The sequence below is a fragment of the candidate division KSB1 bacterium genome (assembly GCA_034506255.1).
Taxonomy (GTDB): Bacteria; Zhuqueibacterota; Zhuqueibacteria; order Zhuqueibacterales; family Zhuqueibacteraceae; genus Coneutiohabitans; species Coneutiohabitans thermophilus.
Genome location: JAPDPX010000009.1, coordinates 117,010 through 129,090, shown reverse-complemented (window position 1 = coordinate 129,090; position 12,081 = coordinate 117,010). Strand labels below are relative to the sequence as shown.

11 protein-coding genes are annotated in these 12,081 nt (G+C 60.7%); 8 read left to right on the top strand and 3 right to left on the bottom strand.

All coding sequences use genetic code 11. The features are described 5' to 3' along the window. Positions 1-27: 27 nt before the first annotated feature. The 3 genes from ONB52_18380 to ONB52_18370 all read right to left on the bottom strand — a co-directional run bounded on the left by ONB52_18380 (position 28) and on the right by ONB52_18370 (position 2,312). Positions 28-906 (bottom strand): DUF72 domain-containing protein, encoded by an 879-nt coding sequence (locus ONB52_18380; protein ID MDZ7418100.1) that lies wholly within the window; start codon positions 904-906, stop codon positions 28-30. 120 nt (positions 907-1,026) lie between these two features. Then, entirely contained in the window at positions 1,027-1,659 is a 633-nt protein-coding gene (locus ONB52_18375) for a molybdenum cofactor guanylyltransferase (protein MDZ7418099.1), read from the bottom strand. 23 nt (positions 1,660-1,682) lie between these two features. After that, positions 1,683-2,312, bottom strand: coding sequence for a hypothetical protein (locus ONB52_18370; GenBank protein ID MDZ7418098.1), 630 nt, complete (start codon positions 2,310-2,312; stop codon positions 1,683-1,685). Positions 2,313-3,807: 1,495 nt separating this feature from the next. Here ONB52_18370 and amrB point away from each other — a divergent pair. The 8 genes from amrB to sufB all read left to right on the top strand — a co-directional run bounded on the left by amrB (position 3,808) and on the right by sufB (position 11,906). After that, positions 3,808-4,686, top strand: a complete 879-nt coding sequence (gene amrB, locus ONB52_18365) for an AmmeMemoRadiSam system protein B (GenBank protein MDZ7418097.1) — start codon at positions 3,808-3,810, stop codon at positions 4,684-4,686. A gap of 35 nt (positions 4,687-4,721) precedes the next feature. Then, positions 4,722-5,276 (top strand): AmmeMemoRadiSam system protein A, encoded by a 555-nt coding sequence (gene amrA, locus ONB52_18360; GenBank protein MDZ7418096.1) that lies wholly within the window; start codon positions 4,722-4,724, stop codon positions 5,274-5,276. Between the two features lie 69 nt (positions 5,277-5,345). Continuing rightward, positions 5,346-6,635 (top strand): dNTP triphosphohydrolase, encoded by a 1,290-nt coding sequence (dgt, locus tag ONB52_18355; protein ID MDZ7418095.1) that lies wholly within the window; start codon positions 5,346-5,348, stop codon positions 6,633-6,635. 15 nt (positions 6,636-6,650) lie between these two features. After that, positions 6,651-7,505: an ATP-binding cassette domain-containing protein gene (locus tag ONB52_18350; GenBank protein MDZ7418094.1), complete on the top strand. Its 855-nt coding sequence runs from the start codon at positions 6,651-6,653 to the stop codon at positions 7,503-7,505. A gap of 267 nt (positions 7,506-7,772) precedes the next feature. After that, on the top strand, positions 7,773-9,203 hold the full coding sequence (locus ONB52_18345; protein ID MDZ7418093.1) for an IgA Peptidase M64: 1,431 nt from the start codon (positions 7,773-7,775) through the stop codon (positions 9,201-9,203). A 323-nt stretch (positions 9,204-9,526) separates the two neighbouring features. Beyond that, positions 9,527-9,979, top strand: coding sequence for an Rrf2 family transcriptional regulator (locus ONB52_18340; GenBank protein MDZ7418092.1), 453 nt, complete (start codon positions 9,527-9,529; stop codon positions 9,977-9,979). Between the two features lie 45 nt (positions 9,980-10,024). Next, entirely contained in the window at positions 10,025-10,357 is a 333-nt protein-coding gene (gene erpA / locus ONB52_18335) for an iron-sulfur cluster insertion protein ErpA (GenBank protein ID MDZ7418091.1), read from the top strand. 103 nt (positions 10,358-10,460) lie between these two features. Further along, positions 10,461-11,906 carry a Fe-S cluster assembly protein SufB gene (gene sufB / locus ONB52_18330; protein ID MDZ7418090.1) on the top strand — a complete coding sequence of 482 codons (1,446 nt, stop codon included), beginning with the start codon at positions 10,461-10,463 and terminating at the stop codon, positions 11,904-11,906. Positions 11,907-12,081 lie beyond the last annotated feature (175 nt).

Here is a 12,081-nt window from a genome sequence, read left to right as displayed (position 1 = left end):
CAATATAAAGCGCACCGGCGATAAAAATCAATTGCTTTCTCCCCGGTGCAGGAAGGGGAATTGTTGCCGCAGCGTGCCGGCGGCAGGCACAGGCGCGCCACCCAGCAGGGCCTGCAATTGCAGTGCGTTGATCAGGCCCTGGCCACGCGGATAGTTGTTGAAGACGATGCAGCCCAGGGAGGTGCGGGCGAGTGCCGTTTTTACGCGGCTGACAAGCGCGGCCAGTTCGGCTTCTGAATACAAATAATCATGGCGGTCATCACGGCTGGCTGCCGGCGCCAACCAGGCGGTTAGATTGCGGCCGTCAAAACGCGCATAGGCCACCCGGCCGGGCGTTTCCAGCGGAAAGACAAAGGCCCGGCCCGGGCGCGGCTGATCAACATGCGCCAGGCACAAGCCCGCCGCCAGCAGACTCCTGCAGACGGTTGTCTCGGACCACGAATGGTGATGCAGCTCGATCACCAGCGTGTGGCCGGCAAAAGCGTCCGCGAGCCAGTGCAACCAGTCCTGATTGGCGGAGGAATTGGGAAAGGTGTAAGAGAACGAGGCGACCACCGCGGCCAGCCGTTTCGCACGCACGAGCGGTTCCAGGCCGGCAAGAAACCGTTGCACTTCCGTCAGCGATTGCGCGGAGCGTTCCCGCAACAGTTTCTGCCACAGCCGGGCGGTAAAGCGCAACCGGCGGTGCGCCTGCACCTGTTCGAGCCAGCGCCGGGTGGTTGCGGGTGCCAGGGGCTGGTAATAGCTCGCAGTGATTTCGATGAGATCAAAGGCGTGCGCCAGCCGGGCAAGGATCTCGTCACGGTTGCCGTTGGCCAAACCGGCAAAGCGTGCGGAATCCTCCCAGCCGGCAACACCGAGATGGAGATTCTGCGGCAGGGCCGAGGTGGGCGACAACGGCTTCATGCTCGGATCACAGCTTTGCAATAGATTCAACCACCGCGTGGTCCCGTCCTGTTGGCAAGCCTGTTGGTGGCCACGGCCACCGCGCCATGCTGGCACGGCCCGTCCGTTGCCGGCGACAACTCATTTTCCGGCAGGACCTGCCGCAGGCACGGTGCCGGGTTGCCCGGAAAACTTCGCCAGCAGGTTCTGATAATCTGTTTCCGTATTCACGTTGTAAAACGACTGCAGTGTGGCATCCACCTGCCGCACTTCGGCCTCACTCACCACGCGCACGCGCACCTGCGAAAGCCAGCCGGTCATGCGCAATTGGTCGGCCGCGAGCGCCCGCGCGATGACGGGCAGACAAGTCTTGTCATAAATCGCGCACAACGGCTGCAGGCGGTCATGCACATGGGGGATGACAACATCGAAGCCGCTGCTCCTGGCCATCAAGTCCCGGGCCAGCTCCGGCAACAACCGCGGCATGTCGCAGGCGCACACAAAATTCTTCGGCAGCGGAGAATGCAGCAGTCCGGCATGCAAGCCGCCCAGGCTGTTTTTACCGGTAATGAGATCGTAAACAATGCGGCCAACAGGTGAGGCGAGTTGGTGATCCGGCGTGGTGACGATCAGCACGTGCGCAAAGACCTGCTGCAGGCGCGTGGCAAGCGAAGCCAGAAGTGTCGTGCCCTGCCACGGCAACAGCGCCTTGTCGCGGCCAAAACGGCTGCTCTTCCCGCCAGCCAGAATGATCGCAGCGCCCGTGGAGGTCATGCCGTCCCTTTCACTGCCAGCCTTTATTGGTTGGATTGCGCTTCCACTCTTGCGAAAGTCACCGCCGGGTCATCGATGATGAAGCAGTAGGCCCGGGCTTGCTCGCCGGGAGTTTGGGAGAAAGCGGGATCGCTGGCAGCTTCGCCGATATACCAGGACACGGTGCGGGAGGGCAGGGCACTGGCGGTGTCCGAGGCTTCGGTGAGATAGCGTTTGCCATCGCCAAACTCCAGCACGATGAACACACGCGGCTCCGGCGTCCGTTTGCGCTCCGCGGCCATCACCGCCGCCAGCCGACCGCGGCGTTCCGCCTCCGGCACGGACAACGGAAAATCGAAGGGATTGACGCTCAGCGTCTGCCAGGGCAGCGCGACACTGCCGGCGGCAGTCACTTGATTGGCGCCCGGCGAGCGGTGATACGTAACCGTCACCGGGTTGATCACCAGCAAATATTTGCTGTGATCCTGCAGAAAGTCCAGCGACTGGATTTGGACGGCGGGGTGGCGGCTGACTTCCATGGTGTCGGCCACAGCCACGGCCGCCGAGTCACTCCCGGCCGGTGCGGAAGCCTGCCGGTTTTTCAAAATTCCCCCGCCTGCAAAGAGCAGCCAAAAGATGGCGCCTCCGGCAACGAGTTTGAGCAGGGTTTCCATGATCCCCTCCCGTGAGGCCCGGATCGGTCACAAACTTGACCGGGCGGAATTGCCTTTCACGCACCCGGGATCATCATGCGGGGAACAGCTCTTCTCAACAAGCAGCACGGTCATGGCGGTTGTTGATCCCATCCGGCCGGGAATTGCTGAAAAGGCGCATCCCGCGTCGCAGGTTCAACGGGTGCACACACCGAGTTCACCCTGTCCAACCAGTTTCTGTTCGCAAAGGTTTCAAGCCCGGCTGAGCCGGGGTGTCTCACAGGCCGAATCTTGCAAAACCCTGAAGATTTTTATGCCCCGGCCAGGCCATTGCTGGAACATTTTAGTAGTCACCGTTGCGGACGGATAATAACCACTGGTGGTTCACATTGAAAGAAAATGTCGCGCGGACAGCTTGTTTGCATGCCGGCTGGAAATCCGCGCTACAGCATTTGACTGCACATCGGCGGGCGACCTCATTCTAACTCCCACCTGGGAGAGAAGCAAGGACAAATTCCGCCATCGCGTAATGTCTCAGTTGCGTGTGGGAACAGTCGCGCAGACCTGTTGTCTGCAGGCAGGAGTGCCCATTGCTGCCAACTTTTGGGAAAGGCAAGCCAATTGCGGGCAAAACAATTCACAAGCAAGGACAGAAAGATGAAGCAAAATTCAGCGGGCGGGTTTTCATCAAAAACATTCCAGCTCTCTGAATTTTGCACCCAGATGGATCCCCTCCGCGAGCAACGCCGATGGGATCGCGACGCCCCCCAGGGGGTGGTGCAGAAAAAATTTTTCCGGCCAACGTGCGGTCAACTCCGTCAGGAGAGAGCGACTGGGTTGTTCTCAAGAAACCGTGCCCGATCATGAGAAATTCGACAGGCCACTCCTGAGGGAGTTTTGTGAATACGTCATTTCTTCCGGGCAACAACAAGCCGGCAGGCAAAATTCAGGTGGTTGCCTGGCAAGAGCGCTGAATATCTTTCTGCCATAAATCTTTTTGTCATGACTTGCTTGAAAAAGTTGGTGACATTGCGCAGGGATGCCTGCACTGCTCCACAAGTTACCGGGGGATTACCCGGCCCGCAAAAAGCGGTTGACATTCCTGATTTTTATGCTACATTGCTGCCGGCAAATGCGCGCTGTGAGCGGCACACGGTGCGAATTTCATGCGGTAATCGCATCGGAAAAATTTGTTGCCGTGTGCGCAAAAGGATTTCCGCGAAGCGGACGGACGCAAGCCGGGCGAAGACCACGGAAGAAAGTGAATGATTTTTTGGTCTCCTGCCGGTGGCCGGGATAATTGCCCCGGCATCTGTGCAAAGATGTTTCAGCCCCGGCGGAGGGTGCTTTCCCCACCCGTGTCGTGCCAACGTTGATGTTCTTCCGCGGACAAGGCGTTGCAAGAAGATGTCGGAAGTTGGCGATTTCGGAGGAACAGAAACCACTCCTCACGCGACGAGAGCCAAGCCAGGCATGACTTTTCAGTTGTGCCTTTTTGTTTTTGGGAGATGACGCCATGGCAAATCCACACAAGCAATACGAGCCGGTGGCGGGCGAGGCCGTCAGAGCGGCGGCAGTGGCGGGCATGTTCTATCCGGAAAATCCGCAAGTGCTCAGCCGGGTCGTAAACGACTTGCTGGCGCAAACGCAGATTGAATCATCCCCCGGCCGTTTTGTCGCCGGCATCGCCCCGCACGCCGGCTATCGTTACTCCGGGCCGGTTGCCGCCCACACCTATGCACTCCTGCGCCACCAGCCGCCGGCAACCATTGTCCTGATTGCGCCCAGCCATTGGGAATATTTTCCGTTCGTCTCCGTTTTTTCCGGCCGCGGCTACTGCACGCCGCTTGGCGAGGTGCCGGTGGCGGCTGCACTCGCCGGGCAGCTCATCCAAAAGCATGAGAACTTCCTGGCCACCTGGCACGGCCATCGCGTCCAGGCGGAGGGCGGCGAACATGCCATCGAGGTGCAACTGCCGTTTGTGCAGCGCGTGGCCCCGGACGCGACGATCCTGCCGATTGTGATGGGCGAGCAAAGCTGGGACTTGTGCGAGGCCCTGGGGCAGGCCCTGGCTGAGCTGGCAACGGAGACGCCACTGGCCATCATCGCCAGCTCGGATCTTTCCCACTATCACAACGATGCCGAGGCGCGCCGCCGCGACGGGTATTTCATCGAGCTGTTGCAGGCCGGCGAGCCGGAACCGCTGTACGAGGCGCTGCAACAGCGGGTCTGCGAGGCCTGCGGCGGCGGCCCGATTGTGGCCGCGCTGCTCGCCGCCCGCCGGCTGGGTGCAGCTCACGTGCGCGTGTTGCGCTATCAGAACTCCGGCGACACCAGCGGCGACTACAGCCGCGTCGTCGGTTATGTCGCCGCCGCCTTTGAACGCATGCCGTAACGGCCGACGGCGCCACCGCAGGCCAGCGAGGTCGCATGATGCTCTCCGACCGGCAAAAGGCCGCTTTGCTGCAGCTCGCGCGTGACGCGATCCAGGCCAGCCTGCGCGGTGAGCCGGAAGTCACCCCGCCCGCCACACCCGAGCCCGGCTTGGCCGGGATGCAAGCCGGCGTGTTCATCAGTCTGCATGTCGGCGGGGAGCTGCGCGGCTGCATTGGCAGTATCGAACACACCCGGCCCTTGCTGGACTCGGTATGTGCCATGGCGGTTGCTGCCGCCTGCAACGACCCGCGCTTTGAGCCGCTGCGCCTGGAGGAACTGCCCGACACCCGCATTGAAATTTCCGTGCTCACCCCGCTGCAAGCGCTGCGCAATCTGCAGGATTTGCAGATCGGCAAACATGGTGTGATGATCCGCCTCGGCAAACGTCACGGCCTGTTGCTGCCGCAAGTGGCCGCGCAACGCGGTTGGGATGCCGGCACTTTCGTGCGCCACGTTTGCCGCAAAGCCGGCCTGCCGGAAGACGCCTGGCAGGATCCCAAGGCCGAGCTGCTCTATTTCAGCGCCGAAGTTTTCTCGGATCAGCCGTGAACCGCGCGCCCATCGCACAACCGGTGGCCGCAGACCCGCCGCACTTGCGCTGCTGATATGACCTACCGCATGCGTACACGGATGGACTGGCTGGCATGCGAAGACCACTGGCTGGCACCCTATGCCTGCCGCAGTCGCGACGCGCACGCCACCCGCCGCCATCCCGAACCCGAGCATGCCTACCGCGCCGCCTTTCAGCGCGACCGCGACCGTCTGGTGCATGCCCGCGCCTTTCGCCGGCTGAAACACAAACGCCAGGTCTTCCTCATCACCGAAGGCGATCACTTTCGCACACGCATGACGCACACGCTGGAGGTGGCGCAGATTTCCCGCACCCTGGCGCGCGCCCTCGCCCTCAATGAGGATCTGGTGGAGGCCATCGCGCTTGGCCATGATCTCGGCCACACCCCCTTCGGCCATCTCGGCGAACACGTGCTGGACGACATCCTGCAGGGCCGGGATACTTTGGAGGGCAGCCTTTCCCCGCAGGCCACCGGCGGCTTCAAACACAACTATCAATCCCTGCGGGTGGTGGATTGGCTCGAGCAAAAGTACACATTCCCCGGCCTCAATCTCACCGCCGCCGTGCGCGAAGGCATCCTCAAGCACACCCGCTTGAAACGCGGCCAGTATCACTATCCCGACCTCGACACCAGCGGCCTGGCGTTCGAGCAGGAAGTGGCCTCCACGCTGGAAGGTCAGGTGGTGGCGGTTGCCGACGAGGTGGCACAACGGACGCATGATTTCGAAGACGGCTTGCGCGCCGGCCTGGTCGCGCTCGAAGACATCGCGGCGCTCGAACTGGTGCAGCTCGTGCAGCAGCAAAGCGGGCTGGCAAAGCTGCGCCACGATCATTACCTCTATTGCAACCGCCTGATCCACGGCCTGGTCAATCTGCTGGTGAGTGATCTGATCGAGGAAACACTGCGGCGGGTACAGGCTTTCGAACAGCGCGAGCACCGCTGCCAGCACTTTACCGGGGAGATCGTCGCTTTCAGCGCGACGGTCGATGCCATGCAGCGCGAGCTCAACAAGTTCATCTATCAACAGATCATCTTCCGGCCGGAGGTGCGCCATGCCGACGAGGATGCACGCCAGGTCTTGCGTACGCTCTTTCGTCTGTATCTTGAAGATGCGCGCCTGCTGCCGCCCTCGGCACAACGGGCTGCTGTGGCAGCGGGACCCGGAACCGCGGGACGCCTGCGCCAGATTGCGGATTTCATCGCCGGCATGACCGATCATTTTGCCCTCGCCGAATTTCAACGGCTGCGCAGCCTCGGCCTGGCGGTGCCGGATATCGCACTGCAGGACCGGAGTCACCGCCGGCACCTTTCACCGCCTGCCAGCCCGCAGCCCTGACCTGCCAGGAGCCCGATGGAAGTTGTCTTTCACGAAGTCTCGTTTGCCTATGAGCGTTTTGGCGAGCCTGCCGCGCCGCCGCATGTTGTCCTGCGACGTTTGAACTTCCGAATCGGTGCCGCCGAGGCGGTGGCCATCGTGGGCCGCTCCGGCTCGGGCAAGACCACGCTCATGCAACTGTTCAACGGTTTGCTCACCCCCACCGCCGGCCGGATTCTGGTGGATGGCGCGGACATCCATGGCCGCGGTTATGATCTGGCGGCGTTGCGCGGACGCATGGGGCTGGCTTTCCAATTTCCCGAGGCACAGCTTTTTGGCATGACGGTCGCCGAAGACGTCAGCTTTGGGCCGCGGCAGCAAAAGCGGACACCCGCAGAAGCCCTGGCAGCCGCCCGCACCGGCCTAGCGCAAGTGGGGCTGTCGCCGGATTTCCTGCCGCGCCATCCCATGACGTTGAGCCAGGGCGAGAAGCGCCGCGTCGCGCTCGCCGGCATTCTGGCAATGAATCCCGAGATGCTCATTCTCGATGAACCCACCGCCAGCCTGGATGCCGCGGGCGTGCGTGAAGTGACACGCCTGCTGCGGCGGTGGCATCAACGCGGTCAAACCGTGGTGATCGTCAGCCATGACATGGACCTGGTGGCGGCGCTGGCGCAGCGCGTGCTGGTGTTGCATGCCGGCGAGATCATCTTCGATGGCCGGCCGGCGGAGCTGTGGCAGCGCAATGGCGGCACGCCGCCGCGCGATTCTCACTCCCTGCCCGATCTGCTGGCGCAGGCAGGCCTGCCATTGCCGCGCGCCGAGCGCGTGCGCCGGCTGCTCACCCGTAAAGGCCTTGAGCTGCCGGGGAGATTTTGGGCGGACGAATGAAGTGAAGGTTGACTCTTCCCCAATAAGCAGCATACAGCGCCAGGCCGGTTCCCGATCGCACCGGCTTTCCGGCCCAGGGCTGTTAAAACTTTTTCGCAGCAACAAAATCCCAAAGCCGAAGCACGCAAGCCGGCGAAGCCGCGGGGGCTTCGCCCAGAGTGACCCTGCCGTCGCGCTGCGACGGTGGCTTTGTTCTGCGCGGGGCAGACGATTCCCGCCGTGACCGCGTTGTCGTTCACGGCATCGCAGCAAACCGAAAGGATTCCCATGACCCCCCCGACCACGATTGGACTTTTTCTCCTGCTCACCGCCACTGCCGGTGCGCAGACGTTTGACCGTCTGTTTCACAACCGCACCCTGCGGGTGGACTACTATCACAGCGGCACCAAGGGCCAGGAGTTTTTTGCGCTCGAGCAATGCCATGAAGAAGGTGAATGGGCGGGCAGCCGGCACAACTTGATCGATCATCTCAACCGCGGCGAGTATCAGGCACGAGTATATGACATTGCCAGCGCCACGCTCATCTTCTCCTGCGGCTATTCCACCCTGTTCAATGAATGGCAAACCACGGACGAAGCCGCGCACGGCCAGTGGCGCACCTTTCATGAAAGTGTGTTGCTGCCCATGCCGAAAGGCAAAATTCAATTCACAATTTGCCGCCGCGACCGGCAGATGAACTTCCGGGAAATCTTCTCGTGCGTGATCGATCCCAATGCGCCGACGCAGGTCAACCGCAGCCGGCGCGTGCCGCAAAGCAGGATCACCGCCCTGCAACAGCACGGGCCGGCGGACAGCAAGGTCGATCTCGTTCTGCTCGGCGACGGCTACAGCGCCGCGGAGCAGGAAAAATTTCGCCGGGATGCCCGGCATTTCAATGACGTGCTGTTTGCCACCTCGCCCTTCAAAGAGCGCCGCCAGGATTTCAACGTGTGGCTGATCGAAGTGATCTCGGAGGAGTCCGGCATTTCCAAGCCGGGGGCCAACGTTTGGAAAAATAACGCGCTCGGCACCGCCTACGACACCTTTGGTTCGGCGCGCTATGTGCTCACCACGGCCAACAAGACGCTGCGCGACCTCGCCGGCCAGGTGCCTTATGATTTCATCAACATCCTGGTGAATGACAATCGCTACGGTGGCGGCGGCATCTATCGCCTCTACACCACCACCTACACGATTTCCGATCAACCCGGCCAGGAGTGGCAGCGCGATTACGTGTATGTGCATGAATTCGGCCATTCCTTCGCCGGCCTGGGCGATGAATATTACAGCTCGCAGGTTTCCTACAACGAGTTCTACGCCAAGAACGTCGAGCCCTGGGAACCGAATATTACCGCCCTGCTCGACAAGGCCAATTTGAAGTGGAAGGCATTTGTCCTGCCCAACACGCCGCTGCCCACACCCTGGGAGAAAGCTGAATACGACAGCCTGGCGCTCGCGCGTGCCAGGCTCGACCGCCTCGCGCCGGATTATTATGCCAAGCGGGAGCCAATATTCAAGCGTCAGGAAGAAATTTTGAAAAAAACGCAGTATGCCGGCAAAGTCGGTGCGTTCGAGGGTGCGGGCTACGAAGCGCGCGGTCTCTATCGCCCCAGCGCGGATTGCCGCATGTTCTCACTCAGTCTGGTGGATTTTGACCCCGTCTGCCGGGCCGCGATTGAACAGGTGATCGATTTTTACACCAAGCCTGCAGCGCCATAGTGCCGCTTTGCCGCACGCCCCCGGGCCGGCCGGCACACACCCCGCGAGCAAGATTGGCAGTCACTCAGGGCGAATCACGCAGTATTTGTTCAAGCACAAACTGCCCGGCCAAGCGCCGACTGAAATCATTCCGCCGCCGCACAAGAACAAAAAGAGCCGCCGCACCCTCTCAAAAGCAGAGTGATTCGGCGCGGCACGCGCGCATGACCATGCCCGCCTCCGCCCTTCCCTGCCAAACTTTGCTCCCAAATTTCTCCTTGACATGTGGAGGCTTTTTTCGTATCATATCCCCGACCAAAAAAGTCGGATTTTATACAGAGACTATGCTGAAACTGTCCCGCAAAGCCGAGTACGCGATCATCGCATTGAAGCACATGCTCAATCGCGAGGCGGATCATCTTTGCACGGCCAAGGAGATTGCGGAGCGTTATCACATCTCCGACGAGTTGATGGCCAAGATCCTGCAAAAGATGAGCAAGTCCGGCATTCTGTCAAGCACGCAGGGCGTGCGTGGCGGCTACGTGCTCGGCCGGCCGGCACACCAAATCACGGTGGCGGACATCGTGGAATGCATCGACGGGCCGCTGAGCATCGTGGAGTGTGCCACGGAAGGCGGGGATTGTCAATGTGTGCAATACAGCGAGGGCGTTTGCAACATCAGCGATCCCTTCATGAGGATTCAAAACGAGTTCAAAAACTTTCTCAACGGCATTTCGCTGGCGGACTTGAACCAGCCGGCCAAACCCGCCAATCGTTTGTATCGTATTCGAGTTTGAGAGTTACCAACACTTTTGTTCACTCGTACCCGAAGGAGGTTTATCGTGGTTACCCTGACCCCCAAAGCAGCAGCGGAAGTCAAGAAGATCATCGCGCAAGAAACACAGGAGCACGACGGGGAGCTGGCCCTGCGCGTGGGCGTGCAAGGCGGCGGCTGTTCCGGCCTCTCCTATTTTCTCACGCTCGACAAGGAAGTGCGTGAAGATGATGAAGTCATCGAGTCCAATGGCGTGCGCATTCTGCTGGATTCGAAGAGTGCTTTGTATCTGGAAGGCACCACGGTGGACTACACCGACGGCCTGCAGGGGTCGGGCTTCACTTTCCACAACCCCAACGCAGTGCGCACCTGCGGCTGCGGCCATTCCTTCCAGGCCTGAGATCATGGACACTGGCGGGCAGTAGCCGCGGCCCTGCCGACAGTTCCTTTTGTGGGATTGCCGGCCGGCGCACTGTTTTTTCACCAATCCGGGAATTCATCTCATGAGCACCGAGATTTCCACCATAGAGAAGCTGACGAAGAGCGAGTACAAGTACGGATTTTATACCGATATCGAAACCGACCTCGCTCCCAAAGGCTTGAACGAGGACATCATCCGCCTGATCTCCCGCAAGAAAAAGGAGCCCGAGTTCCTGCTGGAGTGGCGGCTGAAAGCGTTTCGCCATTGGCAGAAGCTCAAGGAGCCGCGCTGGGCGAACGTGCAGTATCCGCCCATCAATTATCAAGACATCATCTACTACGCCGCGCCCAAAACGCGCAAGCCGCTCAGCAGCATGGACGAAGTCGACCCCAAGCTGCGCGAAACCTTCGAAAAGCTCGGCATTTCGCTGGAGGAGCAGAAGCTGCTGGCCGGCGTGGCCGTGGATGCGGTGATGGACAGCGTGTCGGTGGCCACCACCTTCAAAAAGGAGCTGGCGAAACTCGGCATCATTTTCTGCTCGTTTTCGGAGGCGGTGCAAAATCACCCCGAGCTGGTGCAAAAATACCTGGGGTCGGTGGTGCCCTACACCGACAACTTTTTCGCCGCCTTGAATTCGGCGGTGTTCAGCGATGGTTCCTTTTGCTATGTGCCCAAGGGCGTGCGCTGTCCCATGGAGCTGTCCACTTATTTTCGCATCAACACCGCCAACACCGGCCAATTCGAGCGCACCCTGATCATCGCGGATGAGGGGGCGTATGTCAGCTATCTCGAGGGCTGCACCGCGCCGATGCGCGATGAGAATCAACTGCATGCTGCGGTGGTGGAGCTGGTGGCGCACAAAAACGCGACCATCAAGTATTCCACCGTGCAGAACTGGTATCCCGGCGATGCCGAGGGCCGGGGTGGCATCTACAACTTCGTCACCAAGCGCGGCATTTGTTTGGAGGAGCACGCCAAAATCTCCTGGACGCAGGTGGAAACCGGCTCGGCGATCACCTGGAAGTATCCCAGCGTGATTTTGAAGGGCGACTATTCGGTGGGCGAGTTTTATTCCGTGGCGGTGACCAACAACCGCCAGCAGGCGGACACCGGCACGAAGATGATTCATCTCGGCAAAAACACACGCAGCACCATCGTGTCCAAGGGCATCTCCGCCGGCCGCAGCAACAACTCCTATCGCGGCCTGGTCAAGGTCGGCCCCCGGGCGGAAAACGCACGCAATTTCTCGCAGTGTGACTCTCTGCTGATCGGCGACCAGTGCGGCGCGCACACCTTCCCCTATCTCGAAGTGGCCAACAAAACCGCGAAAATCGAGCATGAAGCCACCACTTCCAAGATCGGCGAAGACCAGTTGTTCTACTGCCACCAGCGCGGCATATCGATGGAAAACGCGGTGGCGCTGATCGTCAACGGATATTGCAAGGAAGTGTTCAAGGAGCTGCCGATGGAGTTTGCGGTGGAGGCGCAGAAGCTGCTCGCCATCAGCCTGGAAGGCAGTGTGGGATGAGGTTGCCGCCGCGGCAGTTGGCCACCGCGGTTGCGCCCGGGCTGTCCCCAAACAGCGATTGGAACTATAATGCAGCCACGCGGCTGCACGGCAAAGGCCGCCTGTCACATCGCACAGGCGCCGCCGTTCGATCAGGCAAAGGATCTCATCACAACAATAGTGTTCAGGGAAAGTG